The organism is Bradyrhizobium sp. CCBAU 51745 (genome assembly GCF_028128715.1).
GTDB lineage: Bacteria > Pseudomonadota > Alphaproteobacteria > Rhizobiales > Xanthobacteraceae > Bradyrhizobium > Bradyrhizobium manausense.
Genome location: NZ_LBJP01000093.1, coordinates 924,166 through 943,047, shown reverse-complemented (window position 1 = coordinate 943,047; position 18,882 = coordinate 924,166). Strand labels below are relative to the sequence as shown.

19 protein-coding genes are annotated in these 18,882 nt (G+C 64.1%); 9 read left to right on the top strand and 10 right to left on the bottom strand.

Features of this window, described 5'->3' with window-relative positions:
- Positions 1-7 precede the first annotated feature (7 nt).
- Positions 8-925 (bottom strand): intradiol ring-cleavage dioxygenase, encoded by a 918-nt coding sequence (locus XH98_RS40635; RefSeq protein ID WP_271601796.1) that lies wholly within the window; start codon positions 923-925, stop codon positions 8-10.
- A 159-nt stretch (positions 926-1,084) separates the two neighbouring features.
- Between XH98_RS40635 and XH98_RS40630 the strand changes: the two genes are divergently transcribed.
- Positions 1,085-2,359: a serine hydrolase domain-containing protein gene (locus XH98_RS40630; protein WP_271601795.1), complete on the top strand. Its 1,275-nt coding sequence runs from the start codon at positions 1,085-1,087 to the stop codon at positions 2,357-2,359.
- 249 nt (positions 2,360-2,608) lie between these two features.
- On the opposite strand, the gene XH98_RS40625 is transcribed toward XH98_RS40630, so the two are convergent.
- Entirely contained in the window at positions 2,609-2,842 is a 234-nt protein-coding gene (locus XH98_RS40625) for a hypothetical protein (RefSeq protein WP_057753337.1), read from the bottom strand.
- A 135-nt stretch (positions 2,843-2,977) separates the two neighbouring features.
- Here XH98_RS40625 and XH98_RS40620 point away from each other — a divergent pair, with 135 nt between their 5' ends.
- From XH98_RS40620 to XH98_RS40610, 3 genes are all read left to right on the top strand, one after another.
- Entirely contained in the window at positions 2,978-3,322 is a 345-nt protein-coding gene (locus tag XH98_RS40620) for a DUF1236 domain-containing protein (protein WP_271601793.1), read from the top strand.
- A 357-nt stretch (positions 3,323-3,679) separates the two neighbouring features.
- Positions 3,680-5,137, top strand: coding sequence for a sensor histidine kinase (locus tag XH98_RS40615; RefSeq protein WP_271621959.1), 1,458 nt, complete (start codon positions 3,680-3,682; stop codon positions 5,135-5,137).
- Positions 5,138-5,151: 14 nt separating this feature from the next.
- Positions 5,152-6,285: a mandelate racemase/muconate lactonizing enzyme family protein gene (locus XH98_RS40610; RefSeq protein ID WP_271621958.1), complete on the top strand. Its 1,134-nt coding sequence runs from the start codon at positions 5,152-5,154 to the stop codon at positions 6,283-6,285.
- Between the two features lie 47 nt (positions 6,286-6,332).
- Here the strand turns inward: XH98_RS40610 and XH98_RS40605 are convergent, their stop codons facing one another.
- On the bottom strand, positions 6,333-7,064 hold the full coding sequence (locus tag XH98_RS40605; RefSeq protein WP_271601792.1) for a cytochrome c biogenesis CcdA family protein: 732 nt from the start codon (positions 7,062-7,064) through the stop codon (positions 6,333-6,335).
- A 208-nt stretch (positions 7,065-7,272) separates the two neighbouring features.
- Complete coding sequence (locus XH98_RS40600) at positions 7,273-7,539, bottom strand: hypothetical protein (protein ID WP_057753345.1); 267 nt, start codon at positions 7,537-7,539, stop codon at positions 7,273-7,275.
- A 470-nt stretch (positions 7,540-8,009) separates the two neighbouring features.
- Here XH98_RS40600 and XH98_RS40595 point away from each other — a divergent pair, with 470 nt between their 5' ends.
- The 5 genes from XH98_RS40595 to XH98_RS40575 all read left to right on the top strand — a co-directional run bounded on the left by XH98_RS40595 (position 8,010) and on the right by XH98_RS40575 (position 12,731).
- On the top strand, positions 8,010-9,059 hold the full coding sequence (locus XH98_RS40595; RefSeq protein WP_057753347.1) for a LysR family transcriptional regulator: 1,050 nt from the start codon (positions 8,010-8,012) through the stop codon (positions 9,057-9,059).
- A gap of 29 nt (positions 9,060-9,088) precedes the next feature.
- A complete protein-coding gene (locus XH98_RS40590; RefSeq protein WP_020608151.1) occupies positions 9,089-9,460 on the top strand; it encodes a helix-turn-helix domain-containing protein in 372 nt (123 codons plus the stop codon).
- A gap of 406 nt (positions 9,461-9,866) precedes the next feature.
- Positions 9,867-11,231 carry a L,D-transpeptidase family protein gene (locus XH98_RS40585; protein WP_271621913.1) on the top strand — a complete coding sequence of 455 codons (1,365 nt, stop codon included), beginning with the start codon at positions 9,867-9,869 and terminating at the stop codon, positions 11,229-11,231.
- Between the two features lie 109 nt (positions 11,232-11,340).
- Positions 11,341-12,156 carry an enoyl-CoA hydratase gene (locus XH98_RS40580; protein WP_271621912.1) on the top strand — a complete coding sequence of 272 codons (816 nt, stop codon included), beginning with the start codon at positions 11,341-11,343 and terminating at the stop codon, positions 12,154-12,156.
- A 299-nt stretch (positions 12,157-12,455) separates the two neighbouring features.
- The gene (locus tag XH98_RS40575) at positions 12,456-12,731 is read left to right on the top strand and encodes a hypothetical protein (protein ID WP_220000733.1); all 276 of its coding nucleotides are present in this window, start codon (positions 12,456-12,458) and stop codon (positions 12,729-12,731) included.
- A gap of 41 nt (positions 12,732-12,772) precedes the next feature.
- On the opposite strand, the gene XH98_RS40570 is transcribed toward XH98_RS40575, so the two are convergent.
- From XH98_RS40570 to XH98_RS40545, 6 genes are all read right to left on the bottom strand, one after another.
- Positions 12,773-13,852 (bottom strand): isocitrate/isopropylmalate dehydrogenase family protein, encoded by a 1,080-nt coding sequence (locus tag XH98_RS40570; protein WP_271621911.1) that lies wholly within the window; start codon positions 13,850-13,852, stop codon positions 12,773-12,775.
- 111 nt (positions 13,853-13,963) lie between these two features.
- A complete protein-coding gene (locus XH98_RS40565; RefSeq protein ID WP_271621910.1) occupies positions 13,964-15,031 on the bottom strand; it encodes an alcohol dehydrogenase in 1,068 nt (355 codons plus the stop codon).
- 79 nt (positions 15,032-15,110) lie between these two features.
- Positions 15,111-16,082, bottom strand: coding sequence for an ABC transporter ATP-binding protein (locus tag XH98_RS40560; protein ID WP_271621909.1), 972 nt, complete (start codon positions 16,080-16,082; stop codon positions 15,111-15,113).
- On the bottom strand, positions 16,079-17,071 hold the full coding sequence (locus XH98_RS40555) for an ABC transporter ATP-binding protein (protein ID WP_439405354.1): 993 nt from the start codon (positions 17,069-17,071) through the stop codon (positions 16,079-16,081). The genes XH98_RS40560 and XH98_RS40555 overlap by 4 nt, the downstream gene beginning before the upstream one ends.
- The gene (locus XH98_RS40550) at positions 17,068-17,940 is read right to left on the bottom strand and encodes an ABC transporter permease (protein WP_271621908.1); all 873 of its coding nucleotides are present in this window, start codon (positions 17,938-17,940) and stop codon (positions 17,068-17,070) included. The genes XH98_RS40555 and XH98_RS40550 overlap by 4 nt, the downstream gene beginning before the upstream one ends.
- Positions 17,927-18,877, bottom strand: coding sequence for an ABC transporter permease (locus XH98_RS40545; protein WP_271621907.1), 951 nt, complete (start codon positions 18,875-18,877; stop codon positions 17,927-17,929). Before XH98_RS40545 ends, XH98_RS40550 begins: the two co-directional genes overlap by 14 nt.
- Positions 18,878-18,882 lie beyond the last annotated feature (5 nt).

The window sequence follows — 18,882 nt, the reverse complement described above, 5'->3', positions numbered from 1 at the left end:
CGATTGCTCAAGCCGGTTCAGCCGCCTTCGTCCCCAGCGGTTTGGGCGCGATGCCACCACCCGGCTTGAGATGGAATTCGTAGCTCATCAGGTGCCACTTCCCGTTCGCCTTGCCGCCGTCGGGCATCTCAGGATCGTTGCGCGGCTCGACCTTGGCGATCAAATCGTCCTTCACCCCGAACACCACATCGGAATCGAGATAGTTGTCGCCGTCCATGAAGACGTGGGTGATCAGCGGCTCGTAGCCTTTGGCATTGACCAGGAAGTGCACATGCGCGGGACGCATCGGATGGCGCCTGGTCTGCACGATCATCTCACCCACCGGCCCGTCCGTCGGGATCGGATAGCTGCACGGCAAGATCGTGCGGAAGAAGAAGCGGCCGTCGGCATCGGTGATGAAGCGCGCCCGCGCCGAGGCGCCGACCTCGTCGTAATTCGCCTTCTGGGAATCATAGAAGCCGTCATCGTCGGCGTGCCAGACGTCGACCGGGACGTTCGCGAGCGGTTTGCCGTGGAGATCGGTGACACGGCTCTGCACGAACATCCGTTCGCCCGTGAGATTGTTCGGCGAGATGTCGGTGCCGTGAGCGGTGACCTTGTGCTCGCCGACATAGAACGGGCCGAGCACGGTGGTCTGCGTCGCGCCGTCGCGATCGCGATGGTTGACCGCGTCGACCAGCATGGAGACGCCGAGCACGTCGGAGAGCAGGATGAACTCCTGGCGGGTGTCGGTGCATTTCTGGCCGGTTCGGGTGAGAAAATCGATGGCGTATTCCCACTCCTCAAAGGTGAGACCGGTCTTGCTCACGTAATCGTGCAGCGACTTCACCAATTCCTGGAGCAGGAATTTCGCACGCGGGTTTGGCGTGTTGTCGAAGCTCTTGACGACGGCTTCGGTGAGTTCGGTCTCGTTGAACTGGGTCATGGTGCGTTGCCCTGGATTTTCTCGTTGGCCCGGCGGGGCTTTTGACGGCGTTCCGAACCGGAGCCTACACCAACCCGCAGCCCCGCGTTAAGCGCGTCCCGCTTGGAATAGGGTCGTCATTTCGGCTATCAACGCCTGACAAACTGCCTGGAGGAACCGATGCTCGCCCCTACCCCCGCCTCGCCCGAATCCGTGGGCATGTCCAAGGCCGCGCTCGACCGCGTCGATGCCCATCTGAAGGCCAGGTACATCGATGCCGGCCGTTTCCCCGGCACGCATCTCCTGGTCTACCGCCGCGGCAAGGTGGCCCACAGCACCGTGCAAGGCCTTGCCGATATCGAGCGCAAGGCGCCGGTCAAGGACGACACCATTTACCGCATCTATTCCATGACCAAGCCGCTCACCAGCGTTGCCTTCATGATGCTGGTCGAGGAAGGCCTGGTCGCGATCGACGAACCGGTCGCAAAGTACATTCCGGAATGGAAGAATCTCGGAGTCTTCGTCGCCGGCAGCTGGCCCAACTTCCTCACCCGGCCGCCGTCCCGGCCGATGCTGATCGTCGACCTGCTCCGGCATACGTCCGGTCTGACCTACGGCTTCCAGCAGCGCTCCAACGTCGATGCCGCCTATCGCGCCGAGAAGATCGGCGAGGTCGAGAAATCAGGTACGCTCCAGACCATGATCGAGAGCCTTGCAAAAATCCCGCTGGAGTTCTCGCCGGGCGAGTCCTGGAACTACTCCGTCTCTACCGACGTGATCGGCTACCTCATCGGCAAGATCTCAGGAATTCCCTTCGAGCAGTTCTTGAAGCAACGCATCCTCGATCCGCTTGGGATGACCGATACCGATTTCCATGTGCCGGCCTCGAAGGCGCATCGCTTCGCCGCCTGCTATTCCGCCGATCCCGGCGGCGGCATGACCTTCCATGCCGGCCAGCGCCGGCAGGGCCTGACGGTGCAAGACGACCCGACGACGAGTTCGTTCTTGTCTCCGCCCTCCTTCATCTCCGGCGGTGGCGGCCTATGCTCGACGATGGCCGACTATCTCACCTTCTGCCGGGCGCTGCTCAATGGCGGCGAGCTTGGCGGTGTCAGACTGATCGGGCCGAAGACGCTGGCGCTGATGACGACCAACCACATTCCGGGCGGACAGGCACTGCCGGACGTATCGCGCTCGCTGTTCTCTGAGGCGACCTATAACGGCATCGGCTTCGGCCTCGGTTTTGCAGTGACGATGCGCCCAGCCGAGACGCTGATCGCGGGCAGCCCCGGCGAATACAATTGGGGCGGCGCGGCCACGACCTCGTTCTGGATCGATCCCGCCGAGGAACTGATCACGATCTTCATGACCCAGGTGCTGCCGTCGAGCGCCTATCCGATCCGGCGCGAGTTACGCAGCATGGTCTATGCCGCGATCACCGAGAGCAATCTCTGACATCTCGAACGTCTGATGGTCGTCGTGCCCGGGCTTGTCCCGCCTGCGCGGCCGAAGCCGCTTCGGCGCGGCGAAGGCCCGGGCATCCACGTTCTTCGTTCGGCTTCGCCAAGGCGTGGATGGCCGGGACAAGCCCGGCCACGACGCTCGTTTTGAATCAGTGGAAATGGCCGATCAGATAGATGCCGCCGCCAATCACCAGCACGGCCGGCACGGCCCACAAGATCAAGACTGGCATGTGCTTCCTCCTCAGTTTGACGTGCAGACCTTGACGGTCTTCATGCCGCTCTCAGCCTCGGTGCGCGATTTGTAGATCGTGCCCGACGGGCTGACGACGGTCATGCTCGTGTCCGTCGGCTTCTTGTCGACGACCGTGCACTTCTTGGTCTTGACGTCCTGCACGACATAGAACTCGTCGGCCGCGAACGCCGGCAACGAAAATGCAGCGATCATCACTGCTGCGGTTGCGATCCTCAGCTTCATTCTCTCCTCCTCCAATCCGGGTGTTCCTCGCCCGGTCCAATGGCAAACGGGAAAAACTAGCAATTTGTTCCTATCCGTTGGGGAACGTCATCGGCGGTGAGATGTTGGTGCGGCGCTTGTTATGAGGAGGACGATATGAAAAAGCTGTTCCTGCTTTCCGCGGCGGCGCTGATGGTCTCGACCGGCGCGTTCGCACAATCCACCGTGGTGACCACGACCGGAACCGGTCATACCGCGGCGGTCCAGATCGAGCCGCAATACCGGACGCGGATCAAATCCTACGTCACCGAGCATCATCTGCGGCCGGTGACGACGAAGGAGAAGATCATCGTCGGTGCGAAGGTTCCAAGTGATGTCGAACTCGAGTCGGTTCCGGCCGATTGGGGTCCGTCGCTGACGCAATATCGCTACGTCTACTCCGGCGATCGCGTGATGCTGGTCGATCCTGGCACCCGCACGGTCGTGCAGGAAATCGACTAGGACGTAACCGGACGAGCGGCCGCCTTCCTGGGCGGCCGCTCTCTCGGAGCTGATCACATGACACCGCATCGAGAAGCCCGCATTGCCGGGCTCAGCCTGGCGGCCGTGTACGCCATGTGCCTGCTGCTCACTGCCATCAGCATGAGCTGACGCAACGACGTTCCGCGCCGTCAGCGACCGCGCTGCAAAAATCCCCTCGGCCTGCTCGCCCGATGCGAAAATCGTGGCGCCGCGCAATTCCTGCCCGTATGGTTCTCTGCAAAATCATAATCCGGCGCTTAAGCGCCGGAATCGGGACGCCCGCGTTTGTCAAAGCTCACCCTGCCGGTCCGGCTCGCTCTCCTGGTCACGGGAACGATGTTGCCGCTCATCGTCTTCGCCGTCGGCATCGCGTTCTACAATTACAAGCAGGACCGCAGCGATGCGACCCGCCGCGTGCTGGAGAACGTACGCAGCATGCGCCTGGTGCTGGATTCCGAGGTGCAGCGGATGACCGGCGGGTTGCAGATGCTGGCGCTCACCGACTCGCTCCGCAACGACGACTTTGTCAATTTTCGCAGTATCGCGCTCGGCTTCCTCGAACAATATGGCAAGAGCGGCCTCGTGCTGATCTCCGACAGCAAGGGACGCATCCTGTTTTCCTCCACGACGGAAGACACTGCGAGCCTGCCGCCACGCGGCAATATGGCGATCGTGGAGAGATTGTTCGCGATCAAGGCGCCGCAATATTCCGATTTGTTCAATGGCGTCTACAATCATCGTCAGGTTCTCACCGTCGAGGTTCCGGTGTTTCGCGACGGCGAAGTCGTCTACGACCTCTGCTTCAGCCCGCCCATCGGCATCTTCCAGACTCTCGTCGAAAAGCAGCGGCCCAACACGGAGTGGACGGTGTCTCTGCTCGACACCACGGGCACCGTGTTCGCCCGCGTGCCCAACCCTGGCGAAACCTTCGGAAAGCGCGCCGCGCCATCGCTCTACGCCGAGATGTTTCGCAGCGACGAGGCTGCACTCTCATCGGTGTCGCTCGACGGCATTGCCCTCGCCTCCGCCTATACGCGATCGCATCTGACGGGCTGGACGGTCGCCGCCGGGGTCCCAGAAAGCTCGCTGATCGCACCGCTCTGGCGCAACATCGCGATCACGAGCCTGATCGGCGGCGTGCTGCTGCTGATCGGCCTCACCTTCGCCGTCAGGATGGCGACCACGATCGCGCGCGGCGAGATGCTGCACAATCTCCTGGTCGAGGAGCTCAACCACCGCGTCAAGAACACGCTGGCCCTGATGCAGGCGATCGCGGTGCAGACTTTTCGCAGCGCCAGCCGCGACGAGCGGACCAAGTTCGAGGGGCGTCTCAGTGCGCTCGCTGAAGCGCACAATCTTCTCAGCCAGGAGAAATGGGCGGGCTCGGAGCTGCGGGACGTGATCGCGCGTGCGCTCCAGCCGTTCCTGCTGGCAAATCCCGACCGCATCCGCATGTCAGGGCCCGCAGTGCCGCTTTCGCCGCGGCTCGCGGTGGTGCTGTCGATGATCGTGCACGAGATCGCGACCAACGCCGCGAAATACGGCGCGCTTTCCAACGAGACCGGCAGGGTCACGCTGGACTGGGAGGTCATCGCCGATATACCGAAGCCGCGGCTCCGGCTGATCTGGACCGAGACCGGCGGCCCCCCGGTGACGGAGCCGGTGCGGCGCGGCTTCGGCTCGCGCCTGATCGAGCGCAGCGCCCGCGACCAGCTCGGCGGCGAGGCAACGATGGACTTCCTGCCGCGCGGCGTGGTCTGCACGGTGACATGCGTGCTGGACGAGACAAGGTGAACGGGATCGGGACGATGAAGATCACCGGGATTCGGACGCACATCCTCGAAGCAAGACTGTCCCAGCCCTTCGCCTATTCGCGCGCCTGGTACGACACGCGCACCGCCATGCTGGTCGAGGTCGAGACGGACACCGGCCTGACCGGCTGGGGCGAGTGCTACGGTCCTGCGCGGATGACTGCGGCCGTCGTGCAGAGCGTCGCGCCGTGGCTGGTCGGTGAGGATCCGCTGCGAACCGACGTGCTGTGGCAGATGATCTATGCACGCCTGCGCGATCACGGCCAGAAGGGCGTGGTGATCCAGGGATTGAGTGGCATCGACATCGCGCTGTGGGACATCAAGGGCAAGCATTTTGGCGTTCCGGCCTATCAATTGCTCGGAGGCGCCGCGCGCAAGGAGGTGCAGGCCTACGCGACCGGGCTCTACCGGCGGAGGTCAGGCGATCCCCTCAAATATCTGCCGGAGGAAGCAGCCAGCTATGTCGCGGAAGGCTTTCGCGCCGTAAAGCTGAAGGTCGGCTTCGGCATCGAGGAAGACGCTGCAGTCACGCACGCCGTGCGCGAGGCGATTGGCGGCGATGTCGCTCTGATGGTCGACGCGAACCACGCCTATGATGCCGTCGCCGCGATCCGGCTCGGACGGCTGATCGAGCGTCACGACATCTCCTGGTTCGAGGAGCCGGTGCCGCCGGAGGACGTCGCCGGCTATCGCACGGTGAGGTCCGCGCTCTCCATTCCCATCGCCGGCGGCGAATGCGAGTTCACGCGCTTCGGCTTCCGCGACCTGTTTGCCTCGCATGCCCTCGACATCGCCCAGCCCGACACTTGCGCGGCCGGGGGACTCACCGAATGCAAGAAGATCGCCGACATGAGCGAAGCGTTCAGCGTCCGCTACAACCCGCATGTCTGGGGCACCGGAATCGCGATCGCCGCCTCGCTGCAGCTCCTCGCGGTGCTGCCCTCGCATACGCCAACTTCGCTGGCGCCGCTCGAGCCAATGCTCGAATTCGACCGCACCGAGCATCCGATCCGGCAGGCGATCCTGAAAGAGCCGATCGAGCACCGTAGTGGCATCGTTCGCGTGCCTGACGATCCCGGACTCGGCATCGAGGTCGACCGCGAGGCGATGGCGCGGTTTGCCGTGAATTAGAACTGGACCCCGCAACGCGGCGTGTGAACCTTCTGATTTGCAACGCTCTACCCGATCGTCTGCAGCATCGGGAACGTCTCCAGCAGCCAGATGCTCACATTCGACACCGCGCCGGTGAGGAAGCCGATGCCGGTGATGACCATCAGCACGCCCATGGCGCGCTCGACATTGACAAGGTGGCCCTTCATCCGCGCGAACAGCGTGGAGAACTGCTCGATCATCAGCGCGGCGATCAGGAAGGGGATGCCGAGGCCCGCGGAATAGACCGCGAGCAGACCTGCCCCCTTCGTCACTGTCGCCTCGGCCGCCGCGATCGACAGGATCGCGGCGAGGATCGGGCCGATGCACGGCGTCCAGCCGAACGCGAAGGCGAGTCCCATGATATAGGCGCCCCAGAGTCCGACGGGCTTCGGGATCGGGAGCCGGCCTTCGCGCATCAAGAAGCCGATCCGCGTCAGCCCGAGGAAGTGCAGACCCATGATGATGATGACGATGCCGGCAAGAATCGACAATTCCGCCGACCAGGCGCGGATCAGCCCGCCGATCAGCGAGGCACTGGCGCCGAGCGCCACGAACACCGTGGAGAAACCGAGCACGAACAGCAGCGCCGCCATCATGATGGCGCGCTTGGACGCCGTGTCAGGCTCGCCGCTCTCGACGTGCTCGATCGTGGCGCCGGTGAGATAGATCAGATAGGGCGGGACCAGGGGCAGGACGCAGGGCGAAAGGAAGCTGACGAGACCGGCAATCATCGCCGCGGGAATCGAAACATTTTGCATGATGCAGTCGGAGCCATCCCGGGCCCTCGGGCCGGGCGCGGGGACTGCGCACGTGACTTGGGCCGAACCGGCTCTGGTGTAGCCGATGCCGGGGAATGCGCAACAGAGGCGCGATCAAACCAGGGCTCCTCCCGATGCCGTCTGTGATCACAGGTGCGGCATCGGGACGCGCACAATTCTCGCCAAAAAGCGAGATTCGGCGGCGCGGCTACTTCACCACGCGGAGCAGCGGACGCCGGGGCTGGTCCTGCGTCTGCTTGGAGGGGGGCGGCGGCGCGCTGGCGGCGCTCCGCAACATTTCGTCGCACAGGGCCTTGAGATCGGCGCTGTCGATTCCTTTGAGCTTCATCCTGACATCGAGGATGACGATCGAGAGCAGCTCGGCCGACTCGCGGCTGTTGCTCTCGTTGAGAACCTTGCGGCACTCCTCGAGCGTCTCGAGCACCGACTGCAATTGTTCGTCTGTATGCGACACCGGCGTTCTTTCCGTTATTTCAGGCTGGAGACGTGCTTGAAGTGATTCCCTCGGCCCCCCAAGCGACCGAAGGATAGCACGAGGGATCCGAGCCCTCGAATACGAATTCAACGTGTTTCTGCGTCGAAACTGCGGTTCCGGACGGCATTGCTTCGCGGCGCAAGTCGGAACGGTCGAGGACGAAACGCTTGGCCAGGTATGATCGATCCATTTCCCGCGAACGCGCGTCATCGCCTACGCCGTCCTGAGATCCACATGGACCCGGCAATCCCGCAGCCACGTCAAGGCTCGCAACGGAACGCACAACTACCCCTCTTCCGAGCAACAATTTGCCCGATTCCCGGTGCTAGCAACACTCCAATACCATATCAGGCGCGGTAAGTATGCCGTTCAAAACTCACCGTTCCCCAACCCGTCGTGGTTGTGGTTTGCGCTAGATTCTGCCAGTTTAGCGGTCCGAAGGGACTTGTATGCACTCCTTGGCGGAAAGGGGCGTTCCCCTGGAGGAACGCCTAAAAACAAATTTCAGCGGCCTCTCCGATTGGGATGCGGCCCGCATATTTCTGGAAGTCGTTCGATGCGGCAGTTTCCGCTCGGCGGCCGAACGTCTGTCTCTGTCGATCAACGCTGTCCGCCGCCGAATCGATGATTTTGAGCGCCAGACCGGCACGACCCTTTTCACCCGCGACGTCCACGGCACCCACCTCACTGACGAAGGCGCGATGGTGGTGTCTGCCGTCGAGCGCATGGAGGCGGCGGCCTTCGACGTGTTGCGCACCAGCGATTCCACCGCCAACGCCCTCACCGGCGAGGTCCGCGTCGCCGTGACGGAAGGGTTGGGAACGTTCTGGCTTGCTCCGCGCCTGGTCGAATTCCAGCAGGCCTATCCGAAAGTCCTGGTCGATTTGCATTGCGCGATGCGGTCGGCCGACGTCTCCCGCCACGAGGCCGACGTCGCCATCCATCTGTCGCGGCCCTCGGCCCTCGACGTCAAGCTGGTCCGGCTCGGCCGCATGCATCTGATGTTCTGGGCTTCGGAAAAGTACCTTGAGAAATACGGCACGCCGCGCTCGGCCCACGAATTGATCAAGCACCGCCTGGTGCTGCAATTCGCCGACCAGCTCGCCGCCAAGGAAACCTTTGAAAGCTTCTTCCCGGGCGTTCAGGAACGTGACCTCCTGGTCATGAAGACAAACGTCTCAAGCGCCAACTACTGGGCGGTCGCGAACGGCGCTGGCATCGGCGTCTTCCCGAGCTATGCCATTGCGCTTGGCGGGAAGTTGATTCCACTGGAGGTCGAATTGAACCGACCACTGGATATCTGGTTGTCTTACCATCCCGGTAGCGGCCGGATTCCCCGCGTGCGGCACATGATTGACTGGCTGATCGAAGCTTTCAATCCGGCTCGCTTCCCGTGGTTTAAGGAAGAATTCGTGCACCCGCATGAATTCAAGGACTCGTATATGGGCGAACCCCTGACCCAGCTCTTCGGGGGATTTTCAACCGAAGAACAAAGGTGAAAACCAAAATGAAAGCAGCGGCGAAGAGAATGAAGCAGCGCAGTGCCGGCAAGCCAGACATCGAGCTTGGCAAGCGGATCCGCTTGCGGCGCGTCGAGATGAAGATCTCGCAGGCTGAGCTCGGCGAAAAGCTTGGCGTGAGCTTCCAACAGGTCCAGAAATACGAGAAGGGCGTCAATCGCGTCGGCGCGGCTCGGCTTCAGCAGATCGCCTCCGCTCTCGACGTGCCCGTGACCTTCTTCTATGACGGCGACAACAAGGCCCGCGAAGTCGAAAGCCTCCTGTTCCTGGACTCGGCTTTCAGCCTCCGCCTGCTGCGCGCCTACAGCAAGATCAAGGATCAGACGGTGCAGCGTCAGCTCGTCTCGCTGATGGAATCGATCGCAGCGAACGAAAGCTGAGCCGATCTGCGGTCCGGCCACCATGGCCGATGTTCAATCCGCCACGTCACGGCGGCGTGGCCGGATTGGACTGGACTGACGGACCCATCTGACGGATCAGATTGGCCTGCGCGTGATCTGCGCGCGGTCACGGTTTCTGGGCGGTCTTGCCGCCCCTTTTTCTTTAGTCATTGACCCGCCATTCGGCGTTGATTTTGCGAACCCATTCCTGCTCTGCAGCGACCAATCGAGAGCCTTCGCACTGGGAGGCGCGGGGTTTTTAATTCGCTGTGCTTAATGGGGCCTCAACCCTGACGACCCTAGATTGCCGCCGATTCTAACGAATCGGCGCACACGGCACGGCGGCCGGGAATTGCTGATGCGAGCGTCCGTTGCGGGCCTCGTCCTCATGGGGAAGACCAGACAGATGTCGAAACGCCTTGCCGTGATCATTGCCACGAATCTGTTCGCGACGGGCCTGCTCGCCAGCGCGTCCGCATTGGCGCAGACCGAGACCACGGGCCAGGCCGGCCCCAAACCCGCCGCCCCGTCCGGGACGGTACCGGCAACCGCCAACCCGGCTCACGCCGCCGCGCCCAAAACCGCAGTCGCGGCCCCGGCGTCGACCGCCGAGAGCCGCTCCGCCGCGGCGCTCGCGCTGACGCATGAGCCGACCTATGACGAGGGCACCGCCCAGCGGATCAAGGACGCGGCGTTGAGTTATTCCGATCTCGCCGTGCGCGGCGGCTGGCCTACGATTCCCGCGGACGCCAAGTTCGCGCTCGGCGTCCAGGGCGCCGATGACGACCTCCTGCGCAAGCGCCTGATCCTGTCCGGTGACCTCGCGGCCGACAAGGCGAGCGGCGCCTTCGACCAGGATCTGGCCGATGCCGTGAAACGCTTCCAGGCCCGACACGGTCTTGCGCCGACCGGCACGATGACGCCGCGCACGCTCGCGGCGATGAACGTGTCCGTGCAAAAGCGCATCCGCCAGCTCGAGGCCTCGCTCGAGCGGCTGGAGAACACGAATTTCTCCTTCGGCCAACGCTACGTCGTGGTCAACATCCCCGCCGCCTTCGCCGAGGCGGTCGAGAACGATGTCGTGGTGCGGCGCTATCGCGTCATCGTCGGCAAGACCGAAAAACCCTCGCCGACGCTGACGGCCCAGATCACGGGCGTGGTGCTCAACCCGACCTGGACGGTGCCCTCCTCGATCGCCAAGACCGAGATCTCGGCGCATATGCGCAAGGACCCGACCTATCTGTCGCGCATGCACATGGAGGTGCTCGACGCCCACGACAATCCGATCGATCCGCATTCGGTCGACTGGTCGGGCACGCACACGCCGAACTTCACCGTGCGGCAGCAGAACGGCAGCTTCAATGCGCTGGGCGCGGTGAAGATCGACATGCCGAACTCCTATTCGGTCTATATGCACGACACCAACCAGCGCAATCTGTTCAGCGACGACTACCGTTTTGATTCCCACGGTTGCTCCCGCGTCGACAATGTGCGCGATCTCGCGGCCTGGCTGCTCAAGGACCAGCCGAAATGGACGCGCGCGGCGATCGACGCCGAGATCGCCACCGGTCAGCATCAGGAGGTCGCCATGGCCAAGAAGGTGCCGGTGGCCTGGATCTATCTCACGGCGTGGATGACCAAGGACCAGACCATCCAGTTCCGCAACGACGTCTATAACCAGGACGAGCAGTTGCTCGAGGCCACCGCGGAAGAGGCTGCGTTCTTCAGCAATGCCGGCAACCATCCGCTGACCGCGCATATGGCGCAGTAGGCATGCAATCGCGGTACGGGCGGATGCAGAGCCGCATCCCCGGCCGCGGTTGACCCGGGCCTCGGCCTGACAGCACATTGTGCCTCGCCAAACGACAAGCGAGCGCGCGATGCCTGATCTGTCCCAAGAGACTCCCTACGCCGACGGCAAGATCCTCAAGCAGGTCACCGACGGCGTCGGAATCATCACCTTCAACAATCCCGACAAGCGCAACGCGATGTCGCTGGAGATGTGGGAGGGGTTTGGCGAAGCGCTGACGTCCTTGCGCGACGACGAGGCGGTGCGCGTCGTGATCCTGCGCGGCGCCGGCGGCAAGGCGTTCGTCTCGGGCGCCGACATCAGCCAGTTCGAGAAGGTCAGGCACAACGCGGCCGCGTCCGAGGAATACGGCAAGCGCAGCGCGGCCCAGCGCGCGCTGCTCGCCGATTTCCCCAAGCCGACGATTGCCTGCGTCCAGGGCTTCTGCCTCGGCGGCGGCATGCAGGTCGCGATGCTGGCCGACATCCGCATCGCCGCGCATGACAGCCAGTTCGGCATTCCCGCGGCGAAGCTCGGCATCGCCTATGGCTATGACGGGTTGAAGCATTTGGTGTCGCTGGTCGGTCCGTCCTGGGCGCGGCTGTTGATGTATACGGGCATGCGCATCGATTCCAGCGAGGCGCTGCGCATTGGCCTCGTCGAACGCGTGATCCCGGACGACCAGCTCTGGGGCGAGACCATGGCCATTGCACTGACGATTTCGCAGAACGCGCCGCTCGCGATCAAGGCCGCCAAGATCACCATCGCAGAGGTGCTGAAGGACGAAAGCGCGCGCGACATGGGCGCCATCAAGGCGATCGGCACCGCCTGCATGGACAGCGCCGATTTCCGCGAGGGCCGGCAGGCCTTCATGGAGAAGCGCAAGCCCCAGTTCAGGGGAAAGTGACTCCTCCGTCGCTGTGAGGCTCACATCTCTCGCCACCGTCATTGCGAGGAGCTCTTGCGACGAGGCAATCCAGAATCTTCCGCGGTGGGATTCTGGATTGCTTCGCGGAGCCTGTCATCGGCCGCGCTTCGCGCGGACCCGGTGGCTCGCAATGACGAGGTGGAGAGACCAAGCACACCAGGAACTCTCACCTAAGCTGAACCTTCATTCACCAAGATTAAATTCCTCACTTCCCCGCATCGCGATAGCAACCAATTGATCCGCCGCAGGTTCTCCCGCCACCAACGAGGGAGATCGCGATGAAACTCAAACTTGCCGTTCTTGGTCTGGCTGCGCTCGGCAGCGCGGCGCTGGCGTCGGGACAAGCGCTGGCGGCGATGCCGAACGGCATTCCCCAAGCTGATCAGGTCGCCGGCGGTCCGGCCGCCCAGGTCGACCAGGTGCGGATGGTCTGCAACGCCTGGGGCCGCTGCTGGTGGCGCCCGAACTATTATAGCGCCTATGGTTACTATGGCCCGCGCCCGTTCTACGGACGTCCCTGGGGCTGGCGGCACCGCTACTGGCACCGCTGGTAGATGACGAAGGGGCCGCAAGGCCCCTTTTTTGGGTACGCTCGCTACAGCGCCCCGAGCACCGCCCTGGTGATATCGGCCGTGCCGTTGCTGCCGCCGAACTCCATCGGCTTGAGCCCGCCGGCATAGACCTGGTCCACCGCCCGCTCGATTTGTTCGCCGGCTTCCGCGACGCCTTCGAGGCCGTGCTTGTCGGCGAGCCAGTCCAGCATCATCGCGGCCGACAGGATCATGCCGGTGGGATTGGCCTTGCCCTGCCCCATGATATCAGGGGCGGTGCCGTGACACGGCTGGAACACGGCGTATTTGTCGCCGATATCGGCCGACGGCGCCATGCCGAGGCCGCCGATCAGGCTCGCGGTGATGTCGGAGACGATGTCGCCGAACATGTTCTCCATCACCATCACGTCGAAATCCCAGGGACGCTTGACCAGCATCGCCGAACAGGCATCGACATAGAGATGATCCGTCTTCACATCGGGATGACGCTGGGCGGCTTCGTCAAAGATCCGGCGGAAGAAGGCAAACGCCTTGAACACGTTCGCCTTGTCGACGCACGCGAGGCTGCCCTGCTTGCCGCGCGCCTTCCGCCGCTCGGCGAGGCGGAACGAGAATTCGAACAACCGCTCCGAGGTCTTGCGCGTGATGACCAGCGTTTCGCGCGCGTCCTCATGGGTGACGATGCCCTTGCCCATCGAGGCGAACAGGCCTTCGGTGGATTCGCGGATCACGACGAGATCGATGCCGCGCTTGTCGGCACCGACGATCGGGCTCGGCACGCCCGGAATGAGACGCGCCGGACGCACGCCGGCATAGAGATCGAAGATGAAGCGCAGCTCGATCTGCGGCGCGATCTCGGTGTTATCAGGATAGCGCACCGACGGCAGGCCGCAGGCCCCAAGCAGGATGGCGTCCGCCTCCTCGCACAGCTTGATGGTCGAGTCCGGCATCGACTTGCCGGTGGCGAGATAGTTGTTGGCGCCGGCAGCCGCCTCGGTAAAGCGGAAGCGCAGGCCTGACCTCGTCTCGATCTTGCGCAGCACCTCGAGCGCGGGCGCCATGACTTCGGGACCGATGCCGTCACCGGCAAGCACGGCAATGTGGAAGGCGTTGTTTGCGGACATGGGAGTTCCTAAAGAGAGCCGTCATTCCGGGGCGATGCAAAGCATCGAACCCGGAATCTCGAGATTCCGGGTTCGGTCCTTCGGACCGCCCCGGAATGACGTAAAGAAATGTTACGGCGTCAGCACCGTGCGCCCGACCACCGCGCCCTGCTGCAATTGCAACAGCGCATCGTTGGCTTTGCTGAGCGGCGCCGTCGTCACCGGGATCGGCGGGATCTTCTTGGCGCGCACGAGATCGAGCAGCTCCTGCGTTTCGCGCAGGTTGCCGACATAGCTGCCCTGGATCGTCACGGCCTTGATCGGAATCAGCGGCAGCGCCCAGGTCGCGCCGCCACCGAACAGGCCGACGATGACGAGCTTGCCGCCCTTGGTCAGGCAATCGAAGCCGAGCTGCGTCGTGGCAGAGTTGCCGACGAGATCGATCACGGCGCGGATCGGACCGCCCGCTTTATTTGCGAGCTGCTCCAACGCGTCGCCCGCCTTGGGATCGACCGTGGCGAGCGCACCGGCCTTCTCCGCGGCCTCGCGCTTCCTGGCATCGATGTCGACCATGATCGCGCCCTTGCCGCCCATCGCCTTGAGCAGCGACAGCGCCATCAACCCGAGGCCGCCGGCGCCGAACATCACGATCGGCGTGTCAAAATGCTGCTCGACCTTCTTCAGCGCGCTGTAGGTGGTGACACCCGAGCAGGCATAGGGCGCGGTCGTGGCAGGATCGAGCCCTTTGAGATTGAGCAGGTAGCGCGGATGCGGCACCAGCATGTGGTCGGAATAGCCGCCGTCGCAATAGACGCCGAGCGAGCGCGGCGTCAGGCACATGTTCTCGTCACCGGCAAGGCACGTCGCACACTTGCCGCAACCGATCCAGGGATAGACCAGGCCGACGTCCCCGAGCTTGAGGTCGCCCTGGTCGGTCGGCTTCACATCGGGACCGAACGCCAGGACTTCACCGACGGTCTCGTGGCCCATGGTCAGCGGCAGATTGATGCCGCGGTCTTTCAGCGACAGCGGCTTGCGGCCGTGACCAAGATCGTAGCCGCCTTCCCAGATGTGGAGATCGCTGTGGCAGACCCCGGCAGCCTTCACCTTGATCAGCACCTGCGTGCCCGTGGGCTGCGGCGTCGCCTCGTCGAACTCCTGCAGCGGTGCCTTGAAATCGGCGACCTTGAAACTCTTCATGGCGTCCTCCCGGCATGCTTGTCGTCGCGCCACCATGCCATGGGCGGCGGGGCGAGACAAACCCGGCAGAGGTCTTAAGTCAGGCCAGCGGATGATGACAAGCTGCGAACTGGCCGGATGCGACCTCGCGCAGCTCCGGTATCTCCGCGCTGCATCGCGGGTCTGCTCGCGGGCATCGCGTGCGGAAACGGCAGCCGGATGGCGGCGCAATCGGCGATGGCGGCTCTCCGGTCGCCACGCTTTCGGCGGGACGAACATCCGGATCAGGCACCGGGATCGCCTGCAGCAGCAGCGCGGTGTAGGGATGCAAGGGGCGTGCAAACAATTGCTCCGACGGGGCGACCTCGCAGAGCCGGCCGAGATACATCACCGCGACGCGATCGCTGACGGCTTTGACCACGGCAAGATCATGCGCGATGAACAGCAGCGTCAGGCCGAAGCGCGCCTTCATCTCTTCCAGCAGATTGAGGATCTGCGCGCGGATGGAGACGTCGAGCGCCGAGACCGGCTCGTCGCAGACGACGAATTCCGGATTGAGCACCAGCGCCCGCGCGATGCAGATGCGCTGGCACTGACCACCAGAGAATTCATGCGGCAGGCGGTTCTCCACAAGATCGGGATCAAGCCCGACCGCGGAGAGCACCTCCTGGACGCGCCGTTTGCGCTCGGCAGCGTCCTTGACGCCGGCAATGATCAGCGGCTCGGCGACGATGTCGCCAATGCGCCGGCGCGGATTGAGCGAGGCGATCGGGTCCTGGAAGATCAGCTGCACGCGGCGGCGCATTTTTCGCAGCGCCTCGCCTTCCATCGCCGTCAGGTCTTCGCCGTCGAACAGCACGCGGCCGGATTTGGCACGGCGCAATTGCAGCACTGCGCGCCCCAGCGTCGACTTGCCGCAGCCGGATTCGCCGACCAGCCCCAACGTCTCGCCGCGCGCGACGTGAAGGCTGACACCGGAGACGGCATGCACGATCTTGTTGCCAAGACCGTATTCGACAACGAGATTGTCGACGTTCAGGAGCGGCTGATCGCGAACGGCCAGTTGCATCATGCACCCACCCCTTCCGTCATCTGGATCGGATGGAAGCAGGCATAGAGATGCTCTGATATCTCCGCGCTTTTCAGCTCGGGCTTGGCCTCACGGCAACGCCCGGTCGCATAGGGGCACCGCGGCGCGAAGGAGCAACCCTTGAGCGGTCGCGTCGGATCGGGCGGGCGGCCGGAGATGGCCGGCAGCGGCGTGTGCGGCGCGGTCTCCAGCTTCGGGATCGCCGCCAGCAGTGCCTCGGTGTAGGGCATGTGCATGCGCTTGAACAAGGCCAGCGTCGGTGCGCGCTCCACCACCCTGCCCGCATACATCACCGCGACCTCATCAGCACGGCCGGCGACGACGCCGAGATCGTGGGTGATGATGATCATGGCCATATGGCGTCGACGCTGCTCGCGCGCCAGCAGATCGAGAATTTGCGCCTGGATGGTGACGTCGAGCGCCGTGGTCGGCTCGTCCGCAATCAGCAGTTTTGGCTCGCAGGACAGCGCGATCGCAATGGCAATACGCTGGCGCATGCCGCCGGAGCATTGATGCGGATATTGCGCCAGCCGCTGCTCCGGCGCGGGAATCCCGACGGCCGCGAGCAGCTCGATGCTGCGCTTGCGCGCCGCGGGCGCATCGAGCTCGAGATGCTCTTGGATCGTCTCCATCAACTGCGTGCCGATCGTGAGCACCGGATTGAGCGAGGTCATGGGATCCTGGAACACGACAGCGAGCTCGCGCGCGCGCAGGCGCCGCAGGCTTTCAGGGGCGAGCCGGACCAGATCCTGGCCATCGAACATCACGCGCCCGGAGAGTTTTGCCTTGTTCGGCAGCAGCTGGAGCACCGCGCGCGACAGCATGGTCTTGCCGCAGCCGGACTCGCCGACGATGCCAAGCGTACGGCCCGCCTCCAGCGACAGATCGACGCGATCAACCGCGCGCAAATTGCCGCGCGGCGTCGGCAGCTCGACGGCGACATCCTCGATGGTCAGGAGCGGCATACTCACAGCGCCCCCTGACGCGGGTCGGTCAGCGCCCGCATGGTGTCGCCGACGAGATTGAAGGCCAGCACGGTCAGGAACAGCCCGGCTGCCGGCAGGAAGGCCAGCCGCGGCGCGACGTCGAGACTGTCGCGCCCCTCGCCGATCATGCTGCCCCAGCTCGCCATCGGGGGCGGCACGCCAAGCCCGAGGAAGGACAGCGCGCCCTCGACCACGATGGTGACGGCGACGCCGAGCAGGAAGAAGGCCAGCAGCGGCAGGATCACGTTCGGCAAGAGCTCACGCAGCAGGATGCGCGTGTGGCTGGCGCCCAGCGCCTCAGCCGCAATTACGAACTCGCGCCGCGCCAGCGACAGCGTCGCCGCGCGCGCCACCCGCATGAAGGCAGGAATACCGAGCACGCCAAGGATCACGGTCAGATTGGAAATGGACTGGCCGAGATAGGCCGTCACCGCGAGGGCAAAGATCAGCGGCGGAAAGGCGAGAAGCACATCCATGCTGCCGACCACCAATGTCTCGAACCGGCCGCGGAAATAGCCGGCGAGAAGGCCCAGCGCGCCGCCGATGCCAAGACCGATCATCGGGGCGATCAGCCCAACCGTCAGTGACACGCGCGCGCCAAAGATCAGACGGGCAAGCTCGTCGCGGCCAAGGCCGTCGGTGCCGAGCCAATGCTCGCCGGAGAACGCGGCGCGGCGCTCCAGCATGTCCATGTCGACAGGGTTCTGCAGCGGCAGCACCGGCGCCAGAATCGCCAGTGTCAGGATGATCGCGAGCCAGCCGCTCGCGATCCAGAACAACAGGCCGAGCTTGCGCCCGCGGCGGATCGGCTCGGATGCAATCTCGTCCTGGATTGACAGCTCAAGCGTGGCCATGGCGGATCCTCGGATCGAGCACGGCGTAGAGCATGTCGACGATGAAATTCACGATGACGAAGCCGCAGGCCACCAGCAGCACCACGCCCTGGAGGATGACGAGGTCGCGGGTGTAGATCGCGCCGACCAGCAGCCGGCCGATGCCCGGCAGTGCGAAGATGGACTCAACGATCAGCGTGCCGCCGAGCAGGCGGCCGATATTGATGCCCGTCACCGTCACCAGCGTCAACGACGACGGTTTCAGCGCGTGGACGAACAGGATGCGCGAAGGCTTCAGGCCCTTGGCTTTGGCCAGCGCAATATAGTCCTCCTGCAAGGTTGCGATCATGTCGGAGCGCAGCACGCGCATGATCCCGGGCCATTCCGCCAGCGCCAGCGTCAGGGCCGGCAGCACGAAGAAGCGCAAATTGGCCAGCGGATCCTCGGTGAACGGCACATAGCCGGTCGCCGGCAGCCAACGCAGCTCGACCGCGAACAGGTAGATCAGCAGGATCGCGACCAGAAAGGACGGCATCGACAGCATCGCAAAGGCGCTCCCGGTCATGAAGCGGTCGAATGCGCCGCCCGCGCGCGCGGCACAGGCGATGGCGACAGGAACGCCGATCAGGAGGCCGATGAACTCGGCCATCAGCATCAGCTCGAGCGAGACCGGGATGCGCTCGCTGACCGCCTGCAGCACCGTCTGCCCGGTGCGGAACGAGCGACCGAGATCGCCTTGAAGCAGGTGACCGAGCCAGCTCAGGTAACGCCACCACAGCGGCTGGTCGAGCCCCATGTCATGGCGCAGCGCCGCGACCTTCTCGGGCGTCGCCTGATCGCCCAGGATGACATAGGCGAGATCGCCCGGCAGCAGCGAGGCGATCAGGAACGTGAGCAGCGAGACGGCAAGCAGGACCGGCACAATGTACAAGAAGCGGCGCGCAACGAAGCCGACCATGCGCG

Coding starts and splice junctions, on each gene's coding strand:
- XH98_RS40635 (WP_271601796.1), bottom strand. CDS start 925: ATGACCCAGTTCAACGAGACCGAACTCACCGAAGCCGTCGTCAAGAGC.
- XH98_RS40630 (WP_271601795.1), top strand. CDS start 1,085: ATGCTCGCCCCTACCCCCGCCTCGCCCGAATCCGTGGGCATGTCCAAG.
- XH98_RS40625 (WP_057753337.1), bottom strand. CDS start 2,842: ATGAAGCTGAGGATCGCAACCGCAGCAGTGATGATCGCTGCATTTTCG.
- XH98_RS40620 (WP_271601793.1), top strand. CDS start 2,978: ATGAAAAAGCTGTTCCTGCTTTCCGCGGCGGCGCTGATGGTCTCGACC.
- XH98_RS40615 (WP_271621959.1), top strand. CDS start 3,680: ATGTTGCCGCTCATCGTCTTCGCCGTCGGCATCGCGTTCTACAATTAC.
- XH98_RS40610 (WP_271621958.1), top strand. CDS start 5,152: ATGAAGATCACCGGGATTCGGACGCACATCCTCGAAGCAAGACTGTCC.
- XH98_RS40605 (WP_271601792.1), bottom strand. CDS start 7,064: ATGCAAAATGTTTCGATTCCCGCGGCGATGATTGCCGGTCTCGTCAGC.
- XH98_RS40595 (WP_057753347.1), top strand. CDS start 8,010: ATGCACTCCTTGGCGGAAAGGGGCGTTCCCCTGGAGGAACGCCTAAAA.
- XH98_RS40590 (WP_020608151.1), top strand. CDS start 9,089: ATGAAGCAGCGCAGTGCCGGCAAGCCAGACATCGAGCTTGGCAAGCGG.
- XH98_RS40585 (WP_271621913.1), top strand. CDS start 9,867: ATGTCGAAACGCCTTGCCGTGATCATTGCCACGAATCTGTTCGCGACG.
- XH98_RS40580 (WP_271621912.1), top strand. CDS start 11,341: ATGCCTGATCTGTCCCAAGAGACTCCCTACGCCGACGGCAAGATCCTC.
- XH98_RS40575 (WP_220000733.1), top strand. CDS start 12,456: ATGAAACTCAAACTTGCCGTTCTTGGTCTGGCTGCGCTCGGCAGCGCG.
- XH98_RS40570 (WP_271621911.1), bottom strand. CDS start 13,852: ATGTCCGCAAACAACGCCTTCCACATTGCCGTGCTTGCCGGTGACGGC.
- XH98_RS40565 (WP_271621910.1), bottom strand. CDS start 15,031: ATGAAGAGTTTCAAGGTCGCCGATTTCAAGGCACCGCTGCAGGAGTTC.
- XH98_RS40560 (WP_271621909.1), bottom strand. CDS start 16,082: ATGATGCAACTGGCCGTTCGCGATCAGCCGCTCCTGAACGTCGACAAT.
- XH98_RS40550 (WP_271621908.1), bottom strand. CDS start 17,940: ATGGCCACGCTTGAGCTGTCAATCCAGGACGAGATTGCATCCGAGCCG.
- XH98_RS40545 (WP_271621907.1), bottom strand. CDS start 18,877: ATGGTCGGCTTCGTTGCGCGCCGCTTCTTGTACATTGTGCCGGTCCTG.